Source organism: Algicella marina, assembly GCF_009931615.1.
In the GTDB taxonomy this organism is placed as follows: domain Bacteria; phylum Pseudomonadota; class Alphaproteobacteria; order Rhodobacterales; family Rhodobacteraceae; genus Algicella; species Algicella marina.
Genome location: NZ_CP046620.1, coordinates 2,760,248 through 2,786,953, shown reverse-complemented (window position 1 = coordinate 2,786,953; position 26,706 = coordinate 2,760,248). Strand labels below are relative to the sequence as shown.

General features: G+C 56.9%; 24 protein-coding genes. 14 read left to right on the top strand and 10 right to left on the bottom strand.

Features of this window, described 5'->3' with window-relative positions; all coding sequences use genetic code 11:
- Positions 1-5: 5 nt before the first annotated feature.
- The 3 genes from miaB to GO499_RS13750 all read right to left on the bottom strand — a co-directional run bounded on the left by miaB (position 6) and on the right by GO499_RS13750 (position 4,125).
- Complete coding sequence (gene miaB, locus GO499_RS13760) at positions 6-1,334, bottom strand: tRNA (N6-isopentenyl adenosine(37)-C2)-methylthiotransferase MiaB (RefSeq protein WP_161862709.1); 1,329 nt, start codon at positions 1,332-1,334, stop codon at positions 6-8.
- Positions 1,335-1,423: 89 nt separating this feature from the next.
- Positions 1,424-1,849 (bottom strand): Ros/MucR family transcriptional regulator, encoded by a 426-nt coding sequence (locus GO499_RS13755; RefSeq protein WP_161862708.1) that lies wholly within the window; start codon positions 1,847-1,849, stop codon positions 1,424-1,426.
- Positions 1,850-2,181: 332 nt separating this feature from the next.
- A complete protein-coding gene (locus GO499_RS13750; protein WP_284154997.1) occupies positions 2,182-4,125 on the bottom strand; it encodes a M3 family metallopeptidase in 1,944 nt (647 codons plus the stop codon).
- Between the two features lie 203 nt (positions 4,126-4,328).
- Between GO499_RS13750 and GO499_RS13745 the strand changes: the two genes are divergently transcribed.
- From GO499_RS13745 to GO499_RS13730, 4 genes are all read left to right on the top strand, one after another.
- Positions 4,329-5,087 carry a hypothetical protein gene (locus tag GO499_RS13745; RefSeq protein ID WP_161862706.1) on the top strand — a complete coding sequence of 253 codons (759 nt, stop codon included), beginning with the start codon at positions 4,329-4,331 and terminating at the stop codon, positions 5,085-5,087.
- Positions 5,088-5,191: 104 nt separating this feature from the next.
- Positions 5,192-7,690, top strand: coding sequence for a GcvT family protein (locus GO499_RS13740; RefSeq protein WP_161862705.1), 2,499 nt, complete (start codon positions 5,192-5,194; stop codon positions 7,688-7,690).
- Positions 7,691-8,188: 498 nt separating this feature from the next.
- A complete protein-coding gene (locus tag GO499_RS13735; RefSeq protein ID WP_161862704.1) occupies positions 8,189-8,416 on the top strand; it encodes a hypothetical protein in 228 nt (75 codons plus the stop codon).
- A gap of 1,291 nt (positions 8,417-9,707) precedes the next feature.
- Positions 9,708-10,178 carry a hypothetical protein gene (locus GO499_RS13730; RefSeq protein WP_161862703.1) on the top strand — a complete coding sequence of 157 codons (471 nt, stop codon included), beginning with the start codon at positions 9,708-9,710 and terminating at the stop codon, positions 10,176-10,178.
- Between the two features lie 82 nt (positions 10,179-10,260).
- Here GO499_RS13730 and GO499_RS13725 read toward each other — a convergent pair whose 3' ends face one another.
- From GO499_RS13725 to GO499_RS13715, 3 genes are read right to left on the bottom strand one after another with little or no spacing between them, the layout of a single operon-like run.
- Positions 10,261-11,217: a threonine ammonia-lyase gene (locus GO499_RS13725; RefSeq protein WP_161862702.1), complete on the bottom strand. Its 957-nt coding sequence runs from the start codon at positions 11,215-11,217 to the stop codon at positions 10,261-10,263.
- Positions 11,214-12,041, bottom strand: coding sequence for an alpha/beta fold hydrolase (locus tag GO499_RS13720; RefSeq protein WP_348520780.1), 828 nt, complete (start codon positions 12,039-12,041; stop codon positions 11,214-11,216). The genes GO499_RS13725 and GO499_RS13720 overlap by 4 nt, the downstream gene beginning before the upstream one ends.
- On the bottom strand, positions 12,041-12,730 hold the full coding sequence (locus tag GO499_RS13715; protein ID WP_161862701.1) for a haloacid dehalogenase type II: 690 nt from the start codon (positions 12,728-12,730) through the stop codon (positions 12,041-12,043). The genes GO499_RS13720 and GO499_RS13715 overlap by 1 nt, the downstream gene beginning before the upstream one ends.
- Positions 12,731-12,881: 151 nt before the next feature.
- On the opposite strand from GO499_RS13715, the gene GO499_RS13710 reads away from it, so the two are divergent.
- Both GO499_RS13710 and GO499_RS13705 read left to right on the top strand, forming a co-directional pair.
- Complete coding sequence (locus GO499_RS13710) at positions 12,882-13,124, top strand: HP1242/YdcH family protein (protein WP_161862700.1); 243 nt, start codon at positions 12,882-12,884, stop codon at positions 13,122-13,124.
- 64 nt (positions 13,125-13,188) lie between these two features.
- On the top strand, positions 13,189-14,130 hold the full coding sequence (locus GO499_RS13705; RefSeq protein WP_161862699.1) for a nucleoside hydrolase: 942 nt from the start codon (positions 13,189-13,191) through the stop codon (positions 14,128-14,130).
- A gap of 323 nt (positions 14,131-14,453) precedes the next feature.
- Here GO499_RS13705 and GO499_RS13700 read toward each other — a convergent pair whose 3' ends face one another.
- A complete protein-coding gene (locus GO499_RS13700; RefSeq protein ID WP_161862698.1) occupies positions 14,454-15,773 on the bottom strand; it encodes a calcium-binding protein in 1,320 nt (439 codons plus the stop codon).
- 480 nt (positions 15,774-16,253) lie between these two features.
- Between GO499_RS13700 and rsfS the strand changes: the two genes are divergently transcribed.
- The 6 genes from rsfS to GO499_RS13670 all read left to right on the top strand — a co-directional run bounded on the left by rsfS (position 16,254) and on the right by GO499_RS13670 (position 21,653).
- Positions 16,254-16,577 carry a ribosome silencing factor gene (rsfS, locus tag GO499_RS13695; protein WP_161862697.1) on the top strand — a complete coding sequence of 108 codons (324 nt, stop codon included), beginning with the start codon at positions 16,254-16,256 and terminating at the stop codon, positions 16,575-16,577.
- 3 nt (positions 16,578-16,580) lie between these two features.
- Positions 16,581-17,051, top strand: a complete 471-nt coding sequence (gene rlmH, locus GO499_RS13690) for a 23S rRNA (pseudouridine(1915)-N(3))-methyltransferase RlmH (RefSeq protein WP_161862696.1) — start codon at positions 16,581-16,583, stop codon at positions 17,049-17,051.
- Between the two features lie 111 nt (positions 17,052-17,162).
- Positions 17,163-18,683, top strand: coding sequence for a 2,3-bisphosphoglycerate-independent phosphoglycerate mutase (gene gpmI, locus GO499_RS13685; RefSeq protein ID WP_161862695.1), 1,521 nt, complete (start codon positions 17,163-17,165; stop codon positions 18,681-18,683).
- Positions 18,680-19,744, top strand: coding sequence for a murein hydrolase activator EnvC family protein (locus GO499_RS13680; protein ID WP_161862694.1), 1,065 nt, complete (start codon positions 18,680-18,682; stop codon positions 19,742-19,744). The genes gpmI and GO499_RS13680 overlap by 4 nt, the downstream gene beginning before the upstream one ends.
- 5 nt (positions 19,745-19,749) lie before the next feature.
- The gene (locus tag GO499_RS13675) at positions 19,750-21,087 is read left to right on the top strand and encodes a S41 family peptidase (protein WP_161862693.1); all 1,338 of its coding nucleotides are present in this window, start codon (positions 19,750-19,752) and stop codon (positions 21,085-21,087) included.
- An 89-nt stretch (positions 21,088-21,176) separates the two neighbouring features.
- A complete protein-coding gene (locus GO499_RS13670) occupies positions 21,177-21,653 on the top strand; it encodes an RNA pyrophosphohydrolase (RefSeq protein WP_161862692.1) in 477 nt (158 codons plus the stop codon).
- A 93-nt stretch (positions 21,654-21,746) separates the two neighbouring features.
- On the opposite strand, the gene GO499_RS13665 is transcribed toward GO499_RS13670, so the two are convergent.
- The 3 genes from GO499_RS13665 to GO499_RS13655 form a co-directional block, all read right to left on the bottom strand.
- Entirely contained in the window at positions 21,747-23,114 is a 1,368-nt protein-coding gene (locus GO499_RS13665; RefSeq protein ID WP_161862691.1) for a TadG family pilus assembly protein, read from the bottom strand.
- Positions 23,114-23,518, bottom strand: a complete 405-nt coding sequence (locus GO499_RS13660; protein ID WP_284154747.1) for a TadE/TadG family type IV pilus assembly protein — start codon at positions 23,516-23,518, stop codon at positions 23,114-23,116. Before GO499_RS13660 ends, GO499_RS13665 begins: the two co-directional genes overlap by 1 nt.
- Positions 23,519-24,093: 575 nt before the next feature.
- The gene (locus GO499_RS13655; RefSeq protein WP_161862689.1) at positions 24,094-24,684 is read right to left on the bottom strand and encodes a DUF1285 domain-containing protein; all 591 of its coding nucleotides are present in this window, start codon (positions 24,682-24,684) and stop codon (positions 24,094-24,096) included.
- 115 nt (positions 24,685-24,799) lie between these two features.
- Here GO499_RS13655 and GO499_RS13650 point away from each other — a divergent pair, with 115 nt between their 5' ends.
- A complete protein-coding gene (locus GO499_RS13650; RefSeq protein ID WP_161862688.1) occupies positions 24,800-25,804 on the top strand; it encodes an AAA family ATPase in 1,005 nt (334 codons plus the stop codon).
- The gene (locus GO499_RS13645; protein ID WP_284154746.1) at positions 25,801-26,706 is read left to right on the top strand and encodes a DUF58 domain-containing protein; all 906 of its coding nucleotides are present in this window, start codon (positions 25,801-25,803) and stop codon (positions 26,704-26,706) included. Before GO499_RS13650 ends, GO499_RS13645 begins: the two co-directional genes overlap by 4 nt.

Genomic DNA, 26,706 nt, shown 5'->3' with positions numbered 1-26,706 from the left:
GACTGTCATACTACACTATATGTTGCGGCTGCCTGCTGGGCAGCCAACGAGTTCTTCTCCGAACTCACGATTTGAGCGTGTACGATCCGCCCGATATCAGACGTTTCCGCCTGCAGATGCACTGCTTGCAAATAGGGAGATCGTCCCACGATCTGACCTGGTAACCGTCCTGGCTTTTCTAGAAGAACCGGCAATATCTTGCCAACCTGTGCGCGCTGAAACTCCGCCTGATGTTTTGTCAGCATTTCCTGAAGTGCCGCAAGGCGTTCGGATTTCACATGCTCGGGCACATCTTCGCGCCCCGCTGCAGGCGTTCCGGGCCGGGGCGAGTATTTGAAGGAATACGCTTGCGCATAGCGCACTTCTTCACAGAGCGCCAACGTTGCGTCGAAATCCGCATCCGTCTCGCCCGGAAAGCCAACGATGAAATCTCCCGAAAGGGCAATATCCGGTCGTGCGGCGCGCATCTTCTCCAGTATCGACAGATACTTCTCTGCAGTATGCCTTCTGTTCATGGCCTTCAGCACCTTGTCACTGCCGGACTGTACCGGCAGATGCAGATAGGGCATAAGTTTGGGCTCTTCTCCATGAGCTGCGATCAGATCGTCGCTCATGTCATTGGGATGGCTGGTCGTAAAGCGGATACGTTTCAACCCGTCGATCTTCGCCATTTCGCGGATGAGTTTTGCCAGCGTCCAACCATCGGCGGCATAGGCGTTCACATTCTGGCCGAGAAGGGTCACTTCAACCACGCCCCGGTCAACAAGATCACGGGCTTCGGCCAGCAAGCGTTCTGGAGGGCGAGACACTTCGGCACCGCGGGTGTAGGGCACCACGCAGAAAGCGCAGAATTTGTCACAACCCTCTTGCACTGTGAGGAAGGCCGTCGGTGATCTTCGGGCTTTCGGACCACGCGCTGTCGGTAGATGATCGAATTTGTCTTCTTCGGGAAATTCCGTGTCGATCGCACGGTCACCTTTCTGCACCCGCGCTTCCATTTCGGGCAAACGATGATATGCCTGCGGCCCGACAACAAGATCGACCATTGGTTGGCGCCGAAAGATCTCTGTGCCTTCTGCCTGAGCTACGCATCCCGCTACGCCGATCTTCAGCCCCGGTTTGGTTGTGCGTAATGGCTTCAGCCGACCAAGCTCCGAATACACTTTGTCTGCCGCCTTCTCGCGGATGTGACAGGTGTTCAGCAGGATCATATCTGCCTCGGATTGATCTTCAGTCACCTCGTAGCCACTCGTCTCCAACGCGCCGGCCATCCGCTCGCTGTCGTAAACGTTCATCTGGCATCCATAGGTCTTGATAAACAACTTCTTGGTCATGGAGCCTCCAAACGAAAAACGGCGCACCGGGTTTCCTCGATCCGCCGCATTTCCTACACTGTTGCAGCGCCTGCTGCAACGCGCGTGCCTTACTTGGTACGAGCCGTTTTGGGCTTGCGCCCGAGGCCGATCTTCTTGGCCAGTTCCTGCCGTTTCTGAGCGTAGGAGGGCGCCACCATCGGATAGTCGGGCTTGAGGCCCCACTTTTCGCGGTACTCTTCAGGCGTCAAATTGTAAGAGGTTGAGAGATGACGCTTGAGCATCTTCAGCTTTTTGCCGTCTTCGAGACAGATAATATAGTCATTTGTTACAGATTTCTTGATAGGAACAGCCGGAATGAGCTCCAATTGCTCTTCTTCGGCTTCCTCTGTCAGTGAAGACATCGTCCCGTACACCGATCTTAGCATCTCGGTTACCTGATCTGGCTGCACTGCATTGTTTCCGACGTAAGAGGCGACAATGTCCGACGCCAACGCCAGCAATTCACCTTTTTCAACGATCACTTCATCTGCCAATTTTGTAGTCTCCCGGTATTACAAGGCCTGTCTGCGCGGAACTCTTGCAGTGCAAACCCAATTCGCAAACATGCTAGTTCATACTGGATTAGGCATATAATCAAGCTCGCGTTCGACCACAAGAGAAAATAATTAATTTAAAATTAACGATTTGATTATTGGACTGTCGCAATGACAGTCGACGCTTTTCATGCGGATATTTTCGATCGTCATGCCTGTATTGCGGCAACGGTAATACAATTAAACTAAGACACTCTCCTTGCGCAATCTGGCGCGGCGAGATCGGCAAAAAATGGCCAATTCGTTAACGGAGAGGGCCAAAATCCCTCACTTCACCCGACGAGGCCACGCTGCTTCAGAAGGGCGCTCACGTTCGGCATAGCGCCGCGGAACCCCAAGTAGAGGGTTTCCGCTTCTTCTTTGCCCCCAGCAGAGTATATCCATTTTTCTAGCTTCTCAGCTATTTCAGCATCGAACGGATCACCGGTTTCCTCAAAGGCAGAAAAAGCATCAGCATCCATTACTTCAGACCACATGTATGAGTAGTAGCCAGAAGAATAGCCATCGCTTGAGAAAATGTGGAGGAAGTGTGTGGTATCGTGGCGCGGTGAAATTGACGATGGCATGCCAATGCGTGCCAGCATCTCCCGACCGGAGGCCAATGGATCTTTCGGTGTCTTTCCAGAGTGGAAATGCAAATCTAGCAATGCAGAAGCAACATACTCAACGGTCGCGAAGCCTTGGCCGTAATTCTCGGCGGACAGGAGCTTTTCCAGAAGTTCCAGTGGCATGGCCTCACCGGTAATCGCGTGGCGGGCATGTTTGGAAAGGATTTCGGGAACACTGAGCCAGTGCTCGTAGAGTTGGCTCGGCAATTCAACAAAATCGCGCGCGACGGATGTACCGGAAATTCTGGGGTAGGTGACATCCGATAAAAGGCTGTGGAGTGCATGGCCGAACTCATGAAACAGCGTGCGTGCATCATCATAGGTAAGAAGCGCAGGCTGCCCCTTTTTCGGCTTGGCGAAATTGCAAACGTTGATGACGATCGGGCGTACATCGCCATCCACTTTGGACTGGCTCCTAAAGCTTGAACACCACGCACCGGAACGCTTTGACGGCCTATTGAAATAATCACCAATAAAAACTCCCATATGGCGACCGTTTTTTTCCACCTCCCAGATTTGGGCGTCCTTGTGGGGCCGGGGAAGATCTGCAGCCTTGAACTTGAGGCCGAACAGTCGTTCGGCGCAGTCGAAGGCAGCTTCAATGATGTTTTCCAATTGGAGGTATGGCTTGATTTGCGCCATATCCAGATCCTGCGTTTCGCGCTGATGCTTGGCGGCATAGAAATGCCAGTCCCATGGTTCGAGTTCGCCATTGATGCCGTCAGCATACATCAAGGCCCGAAGTTCCTTGGCATCACGCTCCACTTGCGCCTTTGCAGGCGTCCAGACGGCCATCAGCAGTTCCCGGACCGTTTCGGGTGTCTTGGCCATTTCCGTCTCAAGTTTGAAATCGGAAAAGCTTTCGTAGCCAAGTATTTTCGCCCGCTCCTGCCTCAGTTCCAGGATTCTACGAACGATATCACGATTGTCGTTGGCGTCGCCATTTCGGCCCCGAGCAACCCAAGCCTTGTACGCCTTCTCGCGCAGGTCGCGGCGGTGGGAGCTTTCAAGAAAGGGGACGATCAGGCTGCGGGAAAGCGTCACTACTCTTCCCGTCTCGCCGCGCTCCGCCGCTGCCGCCTCTGTTGAGCTGACCACGAAATCTGGCAGGCCGGCAAGTTCGTCATCTGCGAGCAGCATGCACCACTCTTCCTCATCCTGCTGCACGTTCTGGGAGAACTCCGTGCCGAGTTTCGAAAGTTCTGCCATTATGCTTGTCAAGCGATCTCGATCATGGCCTTCAAGCCGGGCACCAGCGCGAACAAAGCTACGGTGATATAGCTCAAGAACCCGCTTTGCTTCCGGCTCCAATCCGTCGCATTCCTCGAAAAGCGCATCGATGCGAGCGAACAATTCAGAATTGAGCGTTACCTCAGAGTGGTAAGCAGAGAGCTTCGGGCTAAACTCACGCTGAAGGCCTTTGATGACATCATTGGCGTCCGTACCCGCGCGATTGAAAAACACGGAGAGCACACGATCGAGCATCTTTCCGTTAGTTTCCAAGGCTACGATGGTGTTATCAAAGGTCGCCGGGGCTCGGTTCTCTGTAATCTTGCGAATACCGTCGCGGGCTTCTGCCAGAGCGTCTTCAAGCGCGGGCGCGAACATGTCGTCGCTAATGCTGTCGAAAGGCGGCACTCCATGAGGTGTTGTCCAGGCCGTGCGAAAAATGCTCAAGAGCCATTCTCCAAATTCGGGAGGGGGCGGGCAACTTCGCAGTGCGAACATTGTCGTGCCCCAATTCGTTGTTTACACTCAATCAGTATAGTGCCCACTGCGGCCTTTGCACGGGCCAAAATCGGATATGAAGAATGCGCAATATTCTGCAAGCCTTTATCATTTTCGGCGGCGGTACCGTTTTCGTTGTTTTCCTAATCGTCATGGCCACCGGAATTTCAGAGCGTCGTAATGCGACGATGGCGAAGATAGAGGCTGAAACGGGGATGGCTCCAGATGACACACTGGTATTCGGTTTGCTTTCCGATGCCGTGAATTCCTACGTGGACGACATTCGCGTGATGGGTGACGGCAAGCTGTTGCCGGAGGCCATGGAGGACTGGAATCGTGACTTAATATCCGGGATTACTGCGACGCGGCTGGCAATGGACGAAGTTGCGGCCGAGGTTCTTTCCGTGTCGGGCAAGGCCGGTTATTCGCTTACAGCGCAGCGCGGCATGGATGACGAAACGCTGGGTAACGAAATCGAGCGAATTCACCGGGTGGCGGACGGAGGCGAAATTCAGCTCGGAATCAAACGTCATGCCGCTATCTACCGTATGGACGACAAGGTGCTGGGCATACTCGTAAGTCGTGGGAGTGAGCAGCGTCCAAGTTTGGCGACACTCGTGCCTCCGAGCCTTCAGCAGGAAGAGCCCGATCTAAACGTTAATGGCGTGGGTTTCCACGATCTTGGCGAAGATGACAGTGTTCAGATTCTTGCGGCGCAGATTGACTATCGTACTTTCATCCTCGTGCAAGGCACGGCTTCGCATGAGGACACGATGGCTTATATCTCGGCACTCGACTTTAACGCCTTCAAAAAAGGATATGGTGGTAGCGCTGGGAACTGAATGGCGCGTCGCATTTCTCCTGCCATCCGTCGCCAAGCTGCGCTTGGGAAGCGCACTCCCCACGTAAACAGATGTGAAGTGTGTTTTCGCATCGGAGGAAGTTCATGAAGACCCATGCGCGTGCAGTCGTCGTCGGTGGCGGGGCCGTCGGGGCGTCCATCGCCTATCACCTGGCCCGTGCGGGCTGGCAGGACATCTTGCTGCTGGAGCGGGACGAACTTACTGCCGGCTCCACCTGGCACGCTGCGGGCCTGCTGCCGCTATTCAACATGAGCTACGCGGCCAGCCACATTCACGACTATTCCGTGAAATTCTACAAGACGCTGGAAGAAGATACGGGCCTGAACGCAGGTTTCGCCGTTGTCGGCAACCTGCGCATGGCGCAAACCGATGACCGCATGGATGAATACCGTCTCTATGCCTCCACGGCGGAATCGGTCGGGATCGAATACCAGTGGCTGACGCCCTCCGAAATTAAATCCCGCTGGCCGCTGATCCGCACAGACGATCTCAAGGGCGCGATCTTCCATCCCACCGACGGCTACATCAATCCGGCTGACGTGACGCAGGCCATGGCCAAGGGTGCGCGCCAGCGCGGGGTGGAAATCGTGCGCCGCGCTCAGGTGGACGCTTATGATTGGACCGGCTCGGAATGGATCGTCTCGGGGCGCATGATGGTGGAAAAGGGCGGTAACCTGATCGCGTCCGAAGAAACCTTCGAAATCCGCGCCGAGCATGTCGTCACCGCCACCGGCAACCATGCTCAGCGCACGGCGAAAATGCTCGGTATCAAGCACGCGGCGATCCCGGTGGAGCATCAGTATATTGTCACCGAGCCCGATCCGGCACTCGTAGAATGGCGCAAGTCCAACCCCGAGCATCCCGTGATCCGCGATATCGACGCCAAGTGGTACGTGCGCGAGGAGCGCGGCGGCTGGATCTGCGGCCCCTACGAATTCGGCGCACCCGCATGCTTCGAGCACGGCGTGCCCGATAGCTTCCGCGCCGATCTCTTCGCGCTCGACCTCGACCGGATTGAGCAGGAATACATGGATTTCATCCACCGCATCCCTACCTCCGAGGAAGTCGGCTTGAAAGACGATTTCAACGGCCCGATCTGCTACACGCCCGACGGCAACCCGCTCGTCGGCCCCGCACCCGGTCTTCGCAACATGTGGTTGGCTGAGGGCTTTTCCTTCGGCATCACCGCTGCCGGCGGCACAGGCTACTACCTCGCGCAAATGATGGTGGAAGGCGAGGCGGAGATCGATATGGCCTCAATGGATCCCAAACGTTACGGCGACTGGATCACCACCGAATACACCGCCCGCAAGAACGAGGAGAGCTATTCCCATATGCTCATCCTCCACTACCCCGACGAAGAGCGCGAAGCCTGCCGCCCGCTGCGCACCGCCCCTTGCTACGACCGCATGAAAGCGCGCGGCGCGCAGTTTGGCTGCGTCAACGGATGGGAGCGCCCCAATTATTTCGGCCCGCTCGACGCAGCGGAGGAATTCGACCACGAAAGCCGCTCTTTCCGGCGCGGCGGCTGGTGGCAATATGCGGTCGATGAGGCGAAAGCGATCCGCGAGGGCGTGGGCCTGATCGACGCCACCGCCTTCGCCAAGCACCGCATCTCCGGCCCCGGCGCGACCGCCTTCCTCGAATGGTTCACCTGCAACAAGCTACCGAAGGTCGGCCGTATCAACCTCACCTACGCGCTCACGCCCACGGGCACGACGCGCACCGAATACACCATCGTGCGCGAGGCCGAAGACAGCTACTACCTCGTCTCCGCCGGGGCATGGACCGCCTATGACGAGGATTACCTCTACAAGCTCATCACGGAGAAGGAGGCCGAGTTCGGTCGCATCAACGCGCAGGACGTGACCACGCAATACGGCGTCTTCGCCATCGCCGGCCCGAAATCGCGCGACGTGCTGAACCGCCTCGTGGTCGATGCCGACCCTGCCACAGTTCTCTCCAACAAGCGCTTCCCGTGGCTGACGATGCGCAATATCGAGCTCAAGATGTGCCCCGTCATGGCGATCCGCGTCGCATATACCGGAGAGCTGGGCTGGGAGCTGCACCACCCGATCGAGATGCAGAACTACCTCTTCGACCAGCTCATGGCGACGGGCGAGCCCGACGGGCTGAAGCTCGTCGGCGCCCGCGCGCAGAACTGGCTGCGCCAGGAAAAGAGCTACCGCGCCTTCGGCAACGAACTTGGCCGCGACGCGACTCCGCTGGAGGCGGACTTGCCCCGCTTCGTCGACCTGACGAAGGACTTCCACGGCAAGGCCGCGATGGAGTCCACCGGCATCCGCGCCAAATGCGTGACCTTGCTGATCGACGGCCCAGCTGATGCAGACCCATGGGGCCGCGAAGCGCTCTATCTCGAGGGAGAGAAGGTCGGTCGTCTCACCTCGGGCGGCTATTCCGTCGCCTTCGGCAAGAGCATCGGCATGGGCTATGTGCGCCCCGATCTCGCAAATGCGGGCCAGAAGCTGAAAGTCCGCATGATGGACGGTCTCTGGGATGCCGAGATCCGGGAGGACAGCCCGTACGACCCGCAGAATGTCCGTATCCGGCAGGATGGCTGACACACTGTCGGCCGCTCTGATCTACTGGTGCGCAGTCAGTAATTTCTCACGACATCTGGCGATTCGTTTTATCAGGTCGTCCGGATCCAGCATTGATTCGTAGAGAAAATGATTTCTGAGAGATTCAGACCGGCCCGCAAAAGACTTAAACGGCGCAGAACAGCTTGTTTTTTGTGATATTTGCTAATTTTCGAAAATGGGAACGTTCTGTTTCATTTTTGAGAACAAGCTTAAATCCGAAATGATTTTCACGGCTTTGTGATATTTCCGTGAGCGAAGTGAGCGAATAAAATTCTGACCCAACGCACGCACAGGTCGTTCAAACGATCATTTCAACGGTTTCGGTCACGTTCTTACAAATCAGATATTCGGTAACAAATGCGTGAGAATTCGTGAGATTTTTCGTGGGTTGAGGCGTGTTGTCTGCCGTGACTAGTGAGGGTCATCGCCGACGAACCGGTGACGCAAACGCAAACTCGAGACAAAGGACCCAAAGAAATGAAATACGCAACAATCGCACTTCTCGCCGTCAGCATTTCAGCCGCCGCTCCGGCCATTGCCAACGATGCCCGCTATGGTTTGACGGACGAAGTGATCGCACAATTGTCGCCAGCAGAACTTGCACAGATCCGGGTTATCAGAGACGGCAACGACGGTGAAGGCCGTATTAAGCGTCGCATTGCGATCCTGATCGAGCGCGCACTGAAAGATGACAAGCATCACTGACGCAGGCTCTCCCCTGCGACGGGCACACTGTCCGTCGCAGGTTTCCATCGTGGCCGGGGTGCGACCTCTGATGACATATGACCCCGTTAATGCCGATAATTGTTGCTTCGGACAGGCGACGATCAGCAAAACTCAGTGTGTCGACTAGCATGAGGTCTGAACAAGCCGCGGTCGCGATTGCAATGCTGATGATCTCTGAAGTCCAATTTTCGGCGGCAACTATCGGCGTTTTGCAGGCTGCAGGGCGCCAGAGCTCCGCTACATATGTGCTTCCTCTGCGCTAATATACTGAAGAGTGCAGGCAAATTCCTCTTTGCCGCTTTAAGCCAGACAATCGCCTTCGCGCAGGCCGTTTTAAAATGGGCTAGTAGACAAGCGCGGCACTTAATCACCGACTGCAAGTCCATACCTCTCGTTACCGTGCTGGGAATGATTGATGTCCATTGCAAGCGTGCGAGCGATGTTTCCGCGCGTACGAGGACCTGTACCATATCCGCACCACGTCCCATGAAACCCACTCGGTTCAAAAAGCCAGGTAGCGCACCGTTTCGTGTTAGCAAAGAAGCCGATGCGAGTTGCCGGGGATGCGGATAGGTTTGCGATCCACCGACCGAGAGGGGTGAGTGTCACCAGTGGGCTCATTAAGGCCTTCAAAAATATAAGGTATGAGCCTTTCCATTGGCCGAATTGCTATGCTGCGGCGTGGCTGCCGAATAGAAGCGCGAACCAGTAGGCTGAAATTTCTGTATTTTCGTCGATGGTGTATGTGTTTGAGATACCGTCGAAGGGCAATGTCACGGGATAAAATTTCGACATAACTCTCTTCCAGTTCTCGGCGATAGACCGGAGCGCGATAGCCCAAAAGACTCAACGCCTCTCCACAAACCCAGTCGAGAACTCGATTTGGCGCTCCCGGCACATTCGATTGGTGCACGCGGCCGTGAGTTTAACGCCGATCTCTGAAACATCACATTTATTTCGAATTTGGATACATTCAGTTTTGATCCGCCGTATGTCAAAAAATGGGCGCAAATCTCGCGCCTGCGTGACAATTAATGCACATGTTCACGATCTCTTCCCAAAGGTGATCTAATCGTAAACGACTGATAAATATAATAAAGTAGCAAAATTTATTTCCTTGCCTCAGTTTCAAGTGCTGCGCTGCATCACATCACGGCGATCCAAGGTGAGCGTGTTCGTGATTTGAGAAAAGACACCCCAGGGGCCAAATCACTCTCATCGCCGGAAAGCTGGCGACCAAACTTTAAAAATCACTATGAGGATACACATCATGAAACGCACAGTATTTGCAGCCGTCGCCGTTGCCATCGCCGCATCCGCGCCTGCTTTCGCACAGTCGAACCTTTCTGCAGACGTAGCAGCCACACTTACCCCGGCCCAGATCGCACAGATCCGGACGGTCCAGAGTTCCGGCGAAAACACGTTGCAGAAAAACGCACGCATTGAAACCATAATCAACGGCGGCAATGGCAGCGTGGCGAATCGGGCCGACGGACTTACAGTTGCCCAGTTCGCGCAACTGCGCACGATTCAGAGCAGCGACGACAACAGCCTCGCCATGGACCAGCGTGCTGAACAGGTTCTGACTGATGGTGTTGCTGCTGTCCCGGCGGGAACCCGCTTCACGGCAGAAGGCGCTGTTACCCCGTCACAGGCTGCGCAGATCAAGGCAGTGAAAGAGAGCGGTGACAACTCGCTGAAAATCGAACGTCAGATCGAGGCAATCCTCGCCAACGGCTGATAGGTTCAGCGTCGAAACCCTGCGAGGCCCTTCTTCGGGGCCTCGCCAAAGAAGCGGCCACCTTAAGCGGGCGGCCGCTTTTTCATTTCATCAGTGCACTTGAGAACAGTTCGCCGTCCACATTGCCGCCGGTTGCCACCACGATAACGTCTTCGCCTTCAATATTGTCGGGCTGGAAAATCGCGGCTGCCAATGCTGCGGCCCCACCGGGTTCCAAGACAATTCGCAGCCGTTGGGCTGCAAGCGCAACTGCCCGAAGGCATTCATCGTCGGTAACCGTCAGGCCGGGTCCGGAAAGACGCTGAAGAATCGGAAAAGTCAGCTCACCGGGACTTGGCGTAAGTATTGCGTCACAGACAGAACCAGCAAGTCGTTCGTTGCTCTGGCGTGTCCCGGTGGCCAGCGAGCGGGCGACATCGTCAAAGCCTTCCGGTTCCACAGGCCGAACTCGCAGAGCGGGTGCTCTCATCTCAAGGCCGAGGGCAATACCGGATGTAAGGCCTCCGCCACCGCAACATACCAGCACTTCTGTTGGGCCTCCCTGAAACTGCCGGGCGATTTCGAGCCCTACGGTCGCTTGGCCGGCAATCACATGGGGATCATCGTAGGGACGGATAAGGGTAAGCCCGCGCTCTGAACTGATGCGGTCTCCGATCTGGTCGCGGTTCTCCGTTGCGCGGTCGTACAACACGACCTCCGCTCCCAATGCCCGCGTGTTGTCGATCTTGATGCGTGGAGCATCGGCGGGCATGATTATGACTGCCGGAACGCCGTGACGGGCTGCGGCTAGCGCGACACCCTGCGCATGGTTGCCAGAAGAAAATGCGATGACGCCGCGGGATCGAACTCCAGCGTCCAAGGCACTGACTGCCGACCAACCACCGCGAAATTTGAAGCTACCAGTGTGCTGAAGGCATTCCGCTTTGACATGGACGCGACGACCGGCAATTTCGTCTATAAATGGCGATGTAAGTAGGGGTGTTTCACGCACGATCCCAGACAACCTGGCTTCTGCGCTTTCGATCATTTCGGGCGTCATCTATCTACCATCTCAATAACTTTTTTGATGACTCCGAGGCTTTCATCCTCATCAAGGAAAGGTACGTGACCCCGATCAGGTACTGTCGCCGATGCCATGTCGGGGCGCCGAAGCTGCATTTCTTCCAGTATACTGGCACTGAGAAGGTTGGAGTTCTCGCCTCGGATCACTCCAAGTGGTATGCCCTCCAGCATATCAAAAAGTGGCCAGAGATCGGGGGCAGGCGCGGACGAGCCTTCTTTCACCACTTCCGCAAGTTTCGGATCGTACTTGAGTGCAATGCCATCGCGGGTTTCTTCGAACCAGCGTTCGGCAAGCATTGTCCACCGCAGATCACTGATTCCGGGAAAGTCGTCACCCATCGCCGCATTCAGAGCTGCGCCCACTTCCGTGAAGTCGCGACCTTTCGGCGGAACGCCAATATAATCTATTATTTTTTGCAGCCCGTCGGGTTCGATCCTCGGTCCAATGTCATTCAAGACAACGCCAGCAAGTCGCTTCTTTGCTGTCGCGGCCAGAGTCATGGCGATCAAGCCGCCCCGGGACGTCCCGAGGACAACGACACGTTCAAGCTGAAGATGATCCAGCAACTCTACGACGTCGCGGGCTTCTATTGTAACTGTGTAGTTTGAAGGGTCAGGGTCAAAATCGGACCTGTCCCGTCCGCGGCTAACGAGCCGGATGACTCTGCAGCCATCTAGGTGAGGCGCGACATCGTCGAAGTCACGAGCGTTACGCGTCAATCCGGGCAGGCAGAGGACGGGCAAGCCACTGCCTTCATCTTCGTAATAGAGTTTGAGGCCGTCGGAAGTGGAGAATCGCATCAGAGTTTCCCAGCGAGGTCGGGTATTCCCGAAAGATCAGTCAGCGTGTTTGACGGTTTCCAGGGCAACCGGTCCACCGGCTCTCCACGTCGGTTGACCCACACTGTCTGGAATCCGTAGCCCGTTGCAGCCCCAGCATCCCAACCGTTGGACGAGACAAAAAGCACCCGCTCAGAACTGGTGCTGAAAGCCTTGCCCACAAGATCATAGACACGGGCGTCAGGCTTGAACACGCCAACGTCCTCGACGCTCAGGACATCGTCGAGAAATTCGCCGATACCGGCACTGTCAACCGCACCTGAAAGCATGTCTGGCGAGCCATTCGACAGGATGCCGGTTTTAAAGCCAGCGGCCTTCAGTTGCGCCAACATCGATGGAACTTCCGGGTAAGCGGCCAATTCCCAGTAGAGTGCTAGCAAGCGCTCCCGCAATTCAAGATCTCCATCCATACTGTGGGCTTCCAAAGCAAAGTCGAGGCCATCCTGAGTGACCTGCCAGAAATTTGCATGTGCATTGGCAACGGCACGCAGCCAACTGTACGCCAGCTGTTTCTGTCTCCAGGTCTCAGCCAGCGCCTGCCAGACCGCTGCGAAGTCTTCTCGCCCAGGTTCGTCAGCCACCTGACGTGCCGCGGCGCCTACGTCGAATAGCGTTCCATAGGCGTCGAAAATACAAACATCTACCGCCATGCTTGGTCCTCCGGCCTGCACTATGGCAGACGCACAGGGGAGAACAAGGCCGCTACGTCCGCATTTCACCGGCCTATTGATCCGTGTCAATGCGAGGCGTCGCGAATCATGTTTCGGTTCGGGCATATGATGCCAGCAGGAGCCCAGTTTAATGTCTCACGTTCCGCATGAGCTTTCGGAAGATTTCCCGGAGGATAGGGAGATTTTGCAGCATCTGAAGCGGACCAATCCGCATTTTTCGCGGTTGGTGAACGAGTATCACGAAATCAATAGAGCCTTGCATCGGGTGGAGATTGGACTGGAGCCGTCAGATGATGCGCATCTAAAGGAAATGCATTGGGCGCGTATGGTACTAAAAGACGAAATCGCAGTGTTCATCGCCGATGCGCGGTAAAGGGGGATTGCCGCCCGCGCGGTGATAGGTATGGATGGCCCCGATATCGGGGGAGGGGCCATCCATGCCAGAGCCACGCAAGATCATCATCGATACCGACCCGGGGCAGGACGATGCCGTCGCGATTCTTTTAGCGCTTGCCTCCCCAGAACTGGAAGTTTTGGGAATTACAGCCGTGGCAGGAAACGTGCCGCTGGCACTGACAAGCAAGAATGTCCGTAAAATCTGCGAGTTGGCGGGCAGGCCCGATGTTGCCGTGTTTGAAGGGTGCGTTGGGCCGTTAACCGGTGAATTGGTAACGGCAGAATATGTGCATGGCGCAACTGGTCTCGACGGCCCCGACCTGCCGGAGCCGAAAATGCAAATTCAGGCGCAAGGCGGTGTAGATTTCATAGTGGACACCTTGCGCAGGGCGGAGCCGGAAAGCGTTACGATAGTTGCGCTAGGGCCATTGACCAACGTGGCAATGGCGTTTCGTGATGCGCCGGACTGCAAAGCTGGAGTGCGCGAAATTGTTGCAATGGGCGGTGGCTTTTTCGAGGGAGGAAATGTGACACCCACAGCTGAATTCAACATCTACGTTGATCCGGAGGCAGCCGATATTGTGCTTAGGTCGGGTCTGCCGATAACATTGTTGCCGTTGGATGTGACGCATACCTGCCTTACGTCGCGGCAGCGGGTGGAGGCTTTCCGGGCAATCGGTAGCATCGTGGGCGACGCTGTCGCCGATTTGCTGGATTTCTTCGAGCGGTTCGACGAGGAGAAGTATGGAACTGACGGTGGCCCACTGCACGACCCTTGCGTCATTGCATGGCTTTTACAGCCCGAACTCTTCTCCGGTCGGCATGTCAACGTCGAGGTCGAACTGGCTTCGCGGCTGACGCGCGGCATGACGGTTGTGGATTGGTGGCGGGTAACGGAGCGCTCACCCAATGTTCACTACATCAGATACGCAGACTCCGAAGGATTTTTTCGTTTGCTGACCGATCGACTGGCAAAATTGTAGCTCATTAAAATTACGTCAGGCCAATTCCTGACATCGTACCTTCCGGTCAATAGCCCACCTTTTCGAGAACTCGGCGACTTTGGCGCAGTCGGATTCAGTAGGTGCTGTTCCGAAGGAGGCCCCAGTAAGTCGTTGCAAAGCGCCAAACGACTTTCCACGGTCGCATCAGTCGTCCTCACACAATCTGATCATTTCGATTGGCTAAAAATTCGTCGAAAGTTACGTGCCTAGGCTGCTGAATGGCGGGGATTTCTTCATTCTCGAACTCACCGATGAGCCTTAACAATCATTGCTGCCCCAAAATAAGGGGCAGCAATGAAATTTTAGAAAATGAAGTCACCGTCGTTGATCAACCCTGCTGCGCCAGTGATAAGTATTGATCCGTTGCCGCCAAGTGCACTGAGATCGACAATTGCGCTGCTGCCCCCTGCCGAGATCGCCGCGTTCAAGGCTGCGGCGCTAGCTATGCCATAGGCTGTAAGGTCGATCTGATCGAGACCATCTTGCCAACCGAAGATCCTGTCGTTTCCGGCAAGCAACTGGAACTGAAACACGTCGCTACCTTCGCCGGCCACGAGTTGATCATTACCCTGACCGCCATCCAGAATATCATCTCCTCCGAACCCTCTCAGCACATCCGCGCCTTGGCCGCCGAGCATGACATCTGCTCCTCCTCCTCCTCGCAATGTGTCGTTGCCTTGCTGACCGTGAAGGAAGTCATTCCCTGTTGCCCCGGTGAGGATATCGTTGCCGACGCCACCGCGAATAACATCCGCGCCAAAGCCGCCATTGAGATCGTCAGCCGCGGTACCGCCGAGCAATGTATCGCCGCCGCCGCCGCCAAAAACTGTACCTGTGGTGGTGCCTTCGCGACCGTCGTACCTGTCGTCACCGTTTCCGAGCAGAACATTACCGGTGAGAGTGCCACCATTTATAACCGTTTCCGAGCCGTCGCCCCCTGTTACGGCTCTCGGGCCGACTGTCGCACGGATATCACCGGTATTGATCAACGTCCCGCCGTTACTGCCATCGAACAGAACGCCTTCGGTGCTTCCGATGATGTTGCCGGTGTTGTGTATGAGAGCGTTGGTGCCGGAGACCTGTACAGCATTAGCCACCAGACTGGTGATCGTCTGGAAGTTGAAGATGCTGGCGTTCGCTCCCATTACATTTATGGCGTCTCCTGATGATGAAATTATGCTCCCGAAGTTGAAGAGCGAGTTGTTGGTGCCGGCATCGAACAGAACACCGTCGCTGTTGGCTTCGATCGTGCCATTGTTGATCCAGGTGCCGAAATCACCGTCACTGTCAAAACCCTGGTCAAACTCTGTAGTGATAGTACCGTCATTGATAACCTGGAAGTTGCTCGTACCAACATCAGCCCGTACGCCGTCGGACGTGGCCGTAAGCGTCGCATTGTTGCGGATGTGAACCATCGATCCTGTTGCTCCGTTCACAATTTCAATTGCATCGGAGGCTGAAGTCACGTCCCCGTCTACAAGCAGTATCGTCTCATCGGTGCCGTTAATGAATATCGCATCCCCCAAGACATCTACGAGTTCGCCAATTGGAAGCAGGTAGGTTATGTTGCTAACAGTCAGGTCGACCAGACTTGTGGTCGAGGCAATGGTAGTTACAGGCATTCGTACTCTCCCTTTGTTACGCCAACAGAATGCAATTGTTGTCAGAATCTGGAATTATGAATTGTCACCTTATTGCACGAAACTTAATCTGCGTTAACCTTTGGATTAACGAACGCCGGATCTCATGGAGTATACACTCGTAAAGGTAATGGCCGAGGCTTCCCTGAAACTAATCTCGTTTTTTGTTTCGCCGACAAGCGGGGTGCGCCAGCGCGGCCAGAACCCGAAACATTGATAATCGCCGTATCGGTATCCATGTGCAGAGGGCAGTGTGCCTACTACGGTAAGACGATGTCACCGCGGCAGGTTGAGAGATGGCTGCAATTTTGTTACGATTATGGACATGCAAACAGGGGTCGGGTTGGCTGACCCCGGCATTAGGAGGACGAAGGTCTGACTGAACAACTCGATGCAGCCACGCGCGCTGCACATGCTCCGCGCCAAGCGGGCGGAGCTTCAGGTGAACCGAACGGCAAAGAAATGCTCGATCTGGTTCTGCAATCCCTTGATGATGACAAGGCCGAAGACGTGGTCGCAATTGATCTCGCTGGTAAGTCCGAAATCGCTGATCATATGGTGATCGCGTCGGGAAGATCTTCAAGACAAGTCGTTGCCATCGCCGAGAAGCTGACGGATCGCGTCAAGAGCGCGACCGGCCAGCCGGCGAAGCTTGAAGGTAAGGATGGTGGCGATTGGGTGCTGATCGACTGCGGCGACGTTGTCGTTCACGTCTTCCGACCTGAAGTGCGCGAATTTTATCAGTTGGAAAAGATGTGGTTGCCTGCCGGTAAGCCCGCCGACTGAAACATGCGCGTTACCATCTGTGCAGTGGGCCGCCTGCGGGCAGGACCTGAATTCACGCTTGTGTCTGAATACCTTGATCGCTTCGGAAAGAGCGGGCGTGGCCTTGGCCTCGGCCCCGCATCGGTGCGTGAGGTGGAGTCCAAAAAGGGCGGTGGCATGGTCGCGGAGGGCAAGTTGTTGGCCGCGGTATTGCCCGAAAATTCGGTGCGTGTGGTGCTGGATGAACGGGGTAAAACCTTGAATTCGCGAGAGTTTGCCGAGTTGTTGCGGCGATGGCGAGACGAGGGTCGGCGTGATTGTGCATTCCTCATCGGCGGTGCCGACGGCGTAGAAAAAGGGTTGCGTCAGGAGGCTGACATTGCCCTCAGTTTTGGCAGCATGGTCTGGCCGCACATGCTGGCAAGAGTAATGCTCGCCGAGCAATTGTATCGGGCGGCTTCGATTCTGTCGGGAAGCCCATATCACAGGGAATGATTGCCGGTGCTCCGGCAAAGTTCAGCCAACGTGAATTCGAATTAATGCCAATGCGGGTTCAATCTCGCCGATTTGCGAAGTAAACGTTGCAGGAACAACGGAGGCGCAAGCATGAGACCGGTGGTTCTGGCAATTCTCGACGGATGGGGGCTGCGCTCCGAGGCAGAGGCCAACGCTGTTGCCTTGGCCGATACACCCAATTTCGATCGGCTGTGGGAGAGTTGCCCTCACACCCAGCTTTCGGCCCATGGAAATGCCGTCGGCCTGCCAGAGGGTCAGATGGGCAATTCCGAGGTCGGCCATACCAACATCGGTGCGGGTCGCGTCGTCTGGATGGACTTGCCGAAGATAGACAATGCAATTGCCAATGGCTCATTTGCCGAAAATCCTGCGCTACTGAGCTTCATCGAAAAACTCAAAGCGTCAGGTGGTGCGGCGCATCTCGCCGGTCTGGTTTCGCCCGGCGGTGTTCATGCACATCAGCGTCATATTCTCGAAGCAACGAAAATCATTGCGGCAGCCGGAGTTCCGGTAAAGGTTCATGCATTTCTGGATGGGCGGGATGTGCCGCCTCGCTCCGCTGCACACCAGATCGGCCAAACCGAGGGTCTGATGCCCGACGGTGCCGAGCTTGCTACGATTTGTGGCCGTTTCTTCGCGATGGATAGGGACAACCGTTGGGATCGCGTGGGCGAAGCCTATTCCCTACTGGTGCGGGGCGAAGGCTCGCGTGCTGACTCAGCCGTGGACGCAATCGAGGCCGCCTATGCCAAGGACACGACAGACGAGTTCATGACGCCAACCGCGCTGGGTGACTATGCAGGCATGGCGGATGGTGATGGCTTGTTTTTCTTGAACTTTCGAGCGGATCGGGCAAGGGAAATACTCTCTGCGCTAGCGGCCCCGAAGTTCGACGATTTTGATCGTGGAACGCCGCCAAAGTTTGCCGCGGTTCTCGGCATGGTCGAATACTCGACCGCCCACAACGATTTCATGGAAGTGATGTTTCCGAGCGAGGAGATCGTCAACACACTCGGCAGCTATCTTTCCGGACTGGGCAAGAAGCAGTTCCGGATTGCGGAAACAGAGAAGTATCCGCACGTTACCTTTTTCCTGAATGGCGGCGATGAAGTGCCCGCCGAAGGTGAAGCTCGTTACATGGCTCCGAGTCCGAAAGTCAGGACTTACGATATGCAGCCAGAAATGAGTGCAGCGGAGGTGACTGAACACTTGGTAGAGGCGGTCCGCTCGGGCGTATACGATCTGATCGTGGTCAACTATGCGAACCCGGATATGGTGGGCCACACCGGTGATCTGGAAGCGGCAAAGGCTGCCTGTGCCGAAGTCGACCGGGGTATCGGCAAGCTAGTTGCCACTCTGGAAGATACTGGTGGAGCGCTGCTGCTGACGGCCGACCACGGCAATTGCGAAGTCATGATCGATCCGGAAACCGGCGGGCCCCATACCGCCCACACACTAAACCCGGTTCCGCTGATACTGGTCGGCGGACCGGATGGTGCGACGCTGAAGGCAGGCGGCAAACTTGGCGACCTCGCACCGAGCCTCTTGCAACTCTTGGGCCTGCCACAGCCGGACGAGATGACCGGGATACCGCTGATCGAGGTGGTATGATACGTACGCTCGTTCTTGTCTTGCTGCTTGCAGTGCCCAACGCGGCCAAGTCCGATGGCCTCGCGGATGCTTCAGCAGCGCTGAACCGTGCGGATGAAGCCTTGATCGCAGCTTCGGGCCTGGAGGACAGGCGTGTAGCCCTCTCCGACGCAGTAATAGCTTACGAGGAAGCGCATCGCTCATTGAGAGTGGCCATGAGTGCGACGGGTGCCGAGCAACGGCGGCAGGCACGGTTGCTGCGCGCCGAAATGGCTGAATTGGCACCGGTTCTCGCGGCCTTGCAGCGGATTTCCCAACGCTCTGAACCACTTTTTGCCTTTGGTTCGGGAGAGCCGAGGCACATTGCGCTGGCGGCCTTGCTTCTGGAGAGGGCCAGCGGAGCGGCGACGTCACGCGTGAAGTTGCTGCGCGGGCGCTTGGCCGAGTTGTCGGGACTGCGCAATACAGGTGCGGAAATCGGAAAGCAGATTGAAGCGACGACTCAAGCTCTAAAGGCGGCCGCTGCACAGCTGTCCGAAGAAAGTGCAATGGTGGCGCCGGATACACCGGGGTTTGGCCAGGATGCAGCGAACCTTGCAGCCCTTGCGGCGGCACTTGATGGGGTGCCCGACCCGCTTGCAAGTGACGATTCACCACTGGCAGCGCTGGACGTGCCAGTGCCGGGCGAAGTCTTACTGTCGTTCGAGGAGGCGACGCCGAACGGTATTCGTCGCCCAGGCCTCACAATTGCCGTCGCCCCAGCGCAACTATTGGTGACACCTCTCTCTGCCACAGTCCGTTTCGCCGGTGAACTTGACAGCTACGGCACTGTGGTGATTGTGGAGCCCGACCCTGGCGTGCTCTTCGTGTTCGCGGGGATGGGCGACCTGCTGGTCACAGCGGGGACTGAGATTGTGGGAGGAACTGGCCTTGGTTTTCTGCCTGGTGTTCACGAAGAATTTTTGGTCGGCGACGAAGAGAGTGATAGCAACCTTGAGCCACAATCGCTCTATATTGAGGTCAGAGTGAACGGTACTCCGGTCGACCCGGCCCGTTGGTTCGCGTATGAAAACGAGGAATGATAACCATGAAACGACTTCTTCTTGCGGCTTCCATCGGCACGATTGCCGGTGTTCTCGTGACAAGCCAACTCGCGGGACCCATCGTCGCACAAGAGTTGGATCGTGAGCGGGTGACCTATCAGCAACTCGATCTCTTCGGCGACATTTTCGAACGTATCCGCTCCTCCTATGTAGAAGATGTGGACGAGAAGGAGCTGATCGAGAGCGCAATCAACGGAATGCTCTCCTCGCTTGATCCGCATTCCAGCTATCTGCCGCCGGACGATTATACCGATATGCGGGTACAGACGAAGGGCGAGTTCGGCGGCCTCGGCATCGAAGTGACACAAGAGAACGGCTTCGTGAAGGTCGTTTCACCTATCGATGACACACCGGCAGCGCGTGCCGGAGTTCAGGCTGGGGATCTCATTACTCATGTGGACGGTGAGCCTGTCCTCGGGCTGAACCTGAACGAAGCTGTGGATCTCATGCGGGGACCTGTTGGTTCCGATATCCTGATCACCATCGTTCGCGAGGGCGATGACGAACCTTTCGACCTAACATTGACCCGAGACACCATTCGCATCTCGGCCGTGCGGGGACGGACAGAGAGTGATGCGGTTGTACTGCGTGTGACGACCTTCAACGAACAGACCTATCCGAACCTCGAAGAGGAACTGCAAAAGCAGGTAGAGGAGTTGGGTGGCATGGAGAATGTGTCCGGTTTCGTGATCGACCTGCGGAACAACCCAGGTGGATTGCTAAACCAGGCGATCATGGTTTCGGATGCCTTCCTGGAAGCTGGTGAAATTGTTTCGACCCGTGGTCGCGATCCGCGTGACAGCGATCGCTATAACGCAGAGGCCGGTGATCTTGCGGAAGGCAAGCCGATGGTCGTTCTGATCAACAGTGGGTCGGCTTCTGCTTCTGAAATTGTTGCCGGCGCGTTGCAGGATCACCGGCGGGCGGTCGTCGTCGGCACAAAGAGTTTTGGTAAGGGGTCGGTTCAGACGATCGTACCCTTGCAGGGAAATGGAGCTATGCGCCTGACGACCGCGCGGTATTACACACCGTCGGGACGCTCGATTCAGAACCTTGGGGTGGCGCCTGATATAATTGTGGAACAACGTCCGGCGGAGCCTGAAGAGGAGGAGAGCGAGGACAGCGTTGCGCTGCAGCGGCGCTCCGAAGCAGATCTGCGCGGGTCGTTGTCAAACGACAGCCTCAGCGAGGACGAGCTGAAATTGCTGGAAGAAGAACGTGAGGAAGCCGAGGCAGCAGCCAAGCAGCGTGCCGACGATCAGCAGCTCGCCTATGCGCTGGATGTTTTGCGTGGATTGTCTGTACTGAGCCGCGCCGAATAATGAAACAGATGAAGCCGCGCGACAGGGATTAGAACCCTTCAGCGCGGCTTCGCTATCGCGAAGTGTGCCTCCACGGAGCAAGGAAACTCATGACACCGGAAGAAATTGACAATCTTCCATACCGGCCATGCGTCGGTGTGGTTGTCCTGAATGACGATGGCCAAATCTTTGGTGGCGAAAGGATTGACACGCCGGGCGCCTGGCAGATGCCACAGGGCGGGATCGACAAGGGCGAGAGTGCAAGGGATGCCGCTTTGCGTGAGCTTGTCGAGGAAACTTCCATTCCAGCTGTTGCCGTAGCGATCGTAGGCGAGAGTGCTGGTTGGCTGCGCTACGATCTGCCTGCCGAGGTGATCCCGCACCGCTGGCAGGGCAGATACCGTGGGCAGGAGCAGAAGTGGTTTCTGATGCAGTTTAGCGGCCAGGACTCCGATGTTCGCATTGACACTGTCGATCCGGAGTTCAGCCGTTGGCAGTGGATGTCGTCTGAAGAGATGCTGGAGAGCATCGTACCTTTCAAGCGAAGTCTCTATGCCGACGTCTTTCGGGAATTCAATCTGAGCTGAGAAGCCGGAAGGCCTATGTCGAAACAGCAAGGTCGGACTGAACCGGTCAGTCCGACCCCGGTGGTGTCACCCCGGCCTTGTCGGGGGCAGACCTCAATGGGCGAGTGCTACCGCCTTTGTTTCCAGCATGAAGTTGGCTCCAAGACAAAGGCCCCCAAGATCTTCAAGCAAAAGGTCAGTCAGGAGACCGCCGGCCACCTCGAGGTCAAGTCCGAGGTTGCCACCGCCACTCCCGTGTGTCTCCCGTCCGATTTCTGCCGACGCGAGAACATAGGTTAGCGGCGCGATGTTGAACACATCAATCTGAGCGGCGGCGGCGATGTCCACGAATACGAGGATGCGAACGCCGTCGCCGGGGCCACAGGTATTGCGGGAATTGAGTGCAAGGGCGTGCGGCAAACCATTAGGCAGCTCTGCATCAAGGATCGACCAGAGATTCGAGATAATGATTGTCGAGGAAATCCGAGCGTCCTGTGCCACCTTCACTGGGCAATCGCTGAAAAGGGTCACGCCGGGAAGCGCGACATCGGCCGGGATCATCAGAACTTCATCCGCCCTGCATGTTACGTGCAGAGATTGATTGGCTGCGACATCGGCAAAGCTCAGGTCTTGCAGTGAAATGACGGCGTCTGCCTGAGCAACAGCATCTGCAAGGCTTGCACTGAGTTCGGCTTCGGTCGACAGGATGGCAGTCAATGGATCCGTGATGATATCGACGACACCTCCGAGGAAGCCGCCAAACGTCAGTGAGGCCACTTCGGTATTGAGAACATTCGTTGGCAAGGAGGTCAGCAAGCCGCTATTTATGAGGCCGACAACGTGCTCTGGTATCCATGCGCCGTTTTGCGCAACCTGTGCATCGACTTGTGCCTTGATGCATACGCCCAAGAAAAGATTGGTGTTTTCGACATCGACGCGGGTGCGGGTCGTGAGGATCGGGTCTTCACATCTGGCGCGATCCGATTCGAATACTCGGGCGGTAGAACTGGCGGATACGTTCCAGTAGTCCAGACCGCCGAAGTGAAGGAAGTAGGTTGGCACGGGGTTATCGCGGTTGGACGTCCGGCGGAGGGTTACCCGGACAGCATCGGGATCGGCGTCGTCGGTGTCGAATGCGCCTGTTTCCTGATCCCAGCGGCCGAACTGTACGTCGCTGGCGAGGGCGATGTTGGCCATTTGGGGGCTGTCGAGGTTGGCTTTGACGCGCTGGAGGGCCACTTCGGTTGGGTCGAGGCCGTCGATGACTGAATCATCGTTGCGAATCATGGCTGTAGCTGCTGCGTGGGTGGCGGCATCGGCGGCGGCCTGAAGCATGGTCTGAATGCGCCATGCCTGGGCGACATCGACCGAGAGACCACCGGTTGCAAGTAATATGATGGTCCAGAAGATGCTTTGCATCGTGACCCAGCCATCCTCTTCCACGAGGGTGCGGGCCGCGCGACGGGCGAGGAAATCGAACATCAGATCGGCTCCTTCAGCATGGAGACACGGGCTTCGATATCACCCCACGCCTTGGTGGCGATGAAGGAGAAAAAGGCAGTGTCTTCAATGGGAACGGAGATCGTGACGATCACTTCCTCGCCCTCGTCGAGAGTCTGAACCTCGACGCTGTCGGCTGTGTTGCGTACACGGGAATGCGCGTAGGTTTTGGCTTCCTCACCATCCATACTGTAGGTGGCCATGCGGCGGGCGCTGTCGCGTGCCACATCCCACATCTGGGCATTTTTGGAGAAGATCAGAGAGAAATCCACGGAAGTGGCTATTATGAGGAAGAAGATCGGGAGCCAAAGGGCAATTTCCACTGTGGAAGAACCGTCTTCTTCTTTCAGGAGTCGATGGGGTCGGGGGGGGATACAATACCGCATTGAACTAGCCTTTAATCGGGTTTCTGATTACCTCCCGGTACTCTGGGAGAACTCTGTTACCACGAACGCGTCAATACCGTTTACACCTTGAGGTTGTGATCCAATTGGGTCTGAAATTTGTCCTGAATTGTGGTTTAAGAATGTCTTAACTAATTCAGAAAGAGGAACGCCCGGTATGCCAATGTGTGCCATGCTGGGCTCGGGGCTGTCGTCTGCGAGTATGGTTCCAGTATGGATTTGGTATGATTTTGATATTGCTACAAATTTTGTCGAGTATTCAAAACAGCGCGATATCAAGATGCGTGCAGTATTCGCGATTTTTACTTGGTCCGCCCGGCCGGGGCGGAAGTGATGGGAGAAAAAAATTAATACCAAAGTAGGAAGCGCGGCGATGATAACTTTCGCCATCGTTTCCAGACATGAATACAATCACTGGGAGAAACCTGCCATATTTTCCCGGATCGATGTCAGAACCCGCCATGAAACGCGGTAGGCGAGTATCGAATGGTGGTGTCGAACCCGTTCTGGTGATGAACTGACCGCGCAGGCGATTTCCGGCAGAACGCCGGGCAGAACTACCCGTGCAGAGCACTGGCCAGGATGACCGGAAAGAAAGTGCCTTCGGAGCGAAGGCCGAACCACTCTTCCTCTTCGTGCGTCTGTGTCTCGCCGATGTCGACCAGGCGGTAGAAGCTCTTGCGGTCGATCAGAGCCTCCAAGCCGCGCCGGATGTGGATGTAGGGGCTGGGCTCGCCCGATTCAGCATCGAGTTCAACGCGAATCGGATGATCCGGGCCGGCGGTGGCCGTGTCGTCGACATTGGTGAGGAAAGTGATCTTCCGCTGTTCGCCATCACCCTCTGCCGTAAAATCGACCGCAACAAAGGGTGCGTCTTCCACCTCTATGCCTACCTTTTCAACAGGGGTGACGAGGAAATACTTGCCGTCTTCAAGTTTCAGGATCGACGAAAACAGCTTCACGAGCGGTTTGCGGCCTATGGGTGTGCCAAGATAGAACCACGTGCCGTCACGGGCGATGCGGATATCCAGATCGCCACAGAAAGGCGGATTCCACAGGTGGACGGGCGGTGGCCCCTTTTTGGCGGCGGCCTTGGCGGCTGCGGCGATGCCCTCCGCGTCCGGAGTAACGGTTTTCTGATCGGACATGGCATGGTCCTCCGGCTTGATCCCAGGTGCATAAGGCTACATCCTGTGTTTGACTATATAGAAGCCGGTCGGATGGGGGCCAGCGGCACTGGAAACTTGAAGAGGACCTCTGTCTATGAGCGATCATGATCTAGCCGACCAGATGGAAGAGACATCCGACGCGCTGCAACGGGCGCGGGAAATGGTGGGCCGCCGCGTCATTGGGCAGGAAAAGGTGGTGGATCTGACGCTGATCTCGCTGCTCTGCGGTGGCCACGCTTTGCTGGTGGGGGCGCCGGGTCTGGCCAAGACGCGACTGGTGGAGGCTTTGGGTACAGTGATGGGGCTGGATGCGAACCGCGTGCAGTTTACACCGGACCTTATGCCCTCTGACATTCTGGGTGCCGAGGTGCTGGAAACCGGTCCGGACGGCAGCCGTACGTTCAAGTTCATTCAGGGGCCGGTGTTCTGCCAGTTGCTGATGGCGGACGAGATCAACCGCGCCTCGCCGCGCACCCAATCGGCGCTGTTGCAGGCGATGCAGGAGAAGCGGGTGACGATCGCAGGTGCGGAACGGGTGCTGGCCGCGCCGTTTCACGTGCTCGCAACCCAGAACCCCATCGAACAAGAAGGCACCTATCCGCTGCCGGAGGCGCAGCTTGACCGGTTCCTGGTGCAGATCGATGTTGATTTCCCCGAGCGGGATGCCGAACGGGCAATCCTGCTGGCGACAACCGGTGCGGAGGACGCGCAGGCGGAACCGGTGTTCACTGCGGATGCCTTGATTGCCGCGCAGGGCATGATCCGGCGGATGCCGGTAGGCGAGAGCGTGGTGGAAGCCATTCTCGACCTCGTGCGCTCGGCGCGACCGGGAACCGCAGATGCCCACGTGCAAATCAGCGACCAGGTGAGCTGGGGGCCGGGGCCGCGGGCGGCGCAATCACTGATGTTGGGCGTGCGGGCACGGGCCCTGATGCAGGGCAGGCTGGCGCCCTCGCTGGACGACGTGGCTGCGCTTGCGCACCCGATGATGGTGCATCGCATGGCGCTGGGCTTTGCCGCGCGTGCAGAGGGGCTGACGCTTGATGCCGTTATTTCGCGGCTGGTGGAGGTTACGCTGGACCGGGATGTCGCTGCGTGACCATTTCCCCCTCAGAGCGGGCGAAATCGGCGGTCCTGCTCCGGCGTGATTCCGAGAAGATCGCAGGCTCTCTGCCGCCATTGCTGGCGGAGGCGGAACGACTGGCGTTCACCGTGGCGATGGGCGTGCACGGTCGGCGCAGGGCCGGTACGGGCGAAAATTTCTGGCAATACCGGCGGGCGATGCCCGGAGACGTACAGACGGCTGTAGACTGGCGTCGCTCCGCCAGGTCGGACCAGTTGTATATCCGGGAAATGGAGTGGGAGGCGGCTCAGACCGTGTCCATCTGGGCGGATGATGCGGCGTCCATGGATTACCGCGGCGAGAAAGCCCCGCGAAGCAAGCGTGACCGCGCGGTGCTGTTATCGCTGGCGTTGTCGGTCTTGCTGGTGAAGGCCGGGGAGCGTGTGGCATTGCTGGGTACGGAGGCGTCGATGCCGCGTTCCGGTGAAAAGCAGTTGCGGCGGATGGCGCTGGCACTGGCCGAGGAGCAGGAGGACCGCCCGGATTACGGTGCGCCGCCGAAAGCCAAGTTCGAAGCCAGCGGGCGGGCGGTGTTCCTTTCCGACTTCATGGGCGCGCGGGATGAGGTTTTTCCGGCGTTGACGCATGCGGCGGATCGCAACGTGGCTGGGTGCTTCGTGCAGATCGTGGACGAGACGGAGGAAGTGTTTCCCTTCGACGGACGCACGATCTTTCGCAGCATGGGCGGCAGCGTGGAATTCGAGACCCAGCGGGCACGGGCTTTGCGGGAAGCGTACCAGGAGCGGCTGGCGGAGCGCCGCGCGGCGCTGGAGACGATGGCGCGGCGGACCGGATGGCGGTGTCTGGTGCATCGCACGTCCGAAAGCCCGCGAAAGGCGTTGCTGTGGCTATATATGGCGATAGGCGGGGTGCGCTGA

Bases quoted from the DNA above. Each gene is read 5' to 3' on its own strand.
- miaB (WP_161862709.1), bottom strand. From the start codon at position 1,334: ATGACCAAGAAGTTGTTTATCAAGACCTATGGATGCCAGATGAACGTT.
- GO499_RS13750 (WP_284154997.1), bottom strand. From the start codon at position 4,125: ATGTTCGCGCCCGCGCTTGAAGACGCTCTGGCAGAAGCCCGCGACGGT.
- GO499_RS13745 (WP_161862706.1), top strand. From the start codon at position 4,329: ATGCGCAATATTCTGCAAGCCTTTATCATTTTCGGCGGCGGTACCGTT.
- GO499_RS13740 (WP_161862705.1), top strand. From the start codon at position 5,192: ATGAAGACCCATGCGCGTGCAGTCGTCGTCGGTGGCGGGGCCGTCGGG.
- GO499_RS13735 (WP_161862704.1), top strand. From the start codon at position 8,189: ATGAAATACGCAACAATCGCACTTCTCGCCGTCAGCATTTCAGCCGCC.
- GO499_RS13730 (WP_161862703.1), top strand. From the start codon at position 9,708: ATGAAACGCACAGTATTTGCAGCCGTCGCCGTTGCCATCGCCGCATCC.
- GO499_RS13725 (WP_161862702.1), bottom strand. From the start codon at position 11,217: ATGACGCCCGAAATGATCGAAAGCGCAGAAGCCAGGTTGTCTGGGATC.
- GO499_RS13720 (WP_348520780.1), bottom strand. From the start codon at position 12,041: ATGCGATTCTCCACTTCCGACGGCCTCAAACTCTATTACGAAGATGAA.
- GO499_RS13715 (WP_161862701.1), bottom strand. From the start codon at position 12,730: ATGGCGGTAGATGTTTGTATTTTCGACGCCTATGGAACGCTATTCGAC.
- GO499_RS13710 (WP_161862700.1), top strand. From the start codon at position 12,882: ATGTCTCACGTTCCGCATGAGCTTTCGGAAGATTTCCCGGAGGATAGG.
- GO499_RS13705 (WP_161862699.1), top strand. From the start codon at position 13,189: ATGCCAGAGCCACGCAAGATCATCATCGATACCGACCCGGGGCAGGAC.
- GO499_RS13700 (WP_161862698.1), bottom strand. From the start codon at position 15,773: ATGCCTGTAACTACCATTGCCTCGACCACAAGTCTGGTCGACCTGACT.
- rsfS (WP_161862697.1), top strand. From the start codon at position 16,254: ATGCTCGATCTGGTTCTGCAATCCCTTGATGATGACAAGGCCGAAGAC.
- rlmH (WP_161862696.1), top strand. From the start codon at position 16,581: ATGCGCGTTACCATCTGTGCAGTGGGCCGCCTGCGGGCAGGACCTGAA.
- gpmI (WP_161862695.1), top strand. From the start codon at position 17,163: ATGAGACCGGTGGTTCTGGCAATTCTCGACGGATGGGGGCTGCGCTCC.
- GO499_RS13680 (WP_161862694.1), top strand. From the start codon at position 18,680: ATGATACGTACGCTCGTTCTTGTCTTGCTGCTTGCAGTGCCCAACGCG.
- GO499_RS13675 (WP_161862693.1), top strand. From the start codon at position 19,750: ATGAAACGACTTCTTCTTGCGGCTTCCATCGGCACGATTGCCGGTGTT.
- GO499_RS13670 (WP_161862692.1), top strand. From the start codon at position 21,177: ATGACACCGGAAGAAATTGACAATCTTCCATACCGGCCATGCGTCGGT.
- GO499_RS13665 (WP_161862691.1), bottom strand. From the start codon at position 23,114: ATGTTCGATTTCCTCGCCCGTCGCGCGGCCCGCACCCTCGTGGAAGAG.
- GO499_RS13660 (WP_284154747.1), bottom strand. From the start codon at position 23,518: ATGCGGTATTGTATCCCCCCCCGACCCCATCGACTCCTGAAAGAAGAA.
- GO499_RS13655 (WP_161862689.1), bottom strand. From the start codon at position 24,684: ATGTCCGATCAGAAAACCGTTACTCCGGACGCGGAGGGCATCGCCGCA.
- GO499_RS13650 (WP_161862688.1), top strand. From the start codon at position 24,800: ATGAGCGATCATGATCTAGCCGACCAGATGGAAGAGACATCCGACGCG.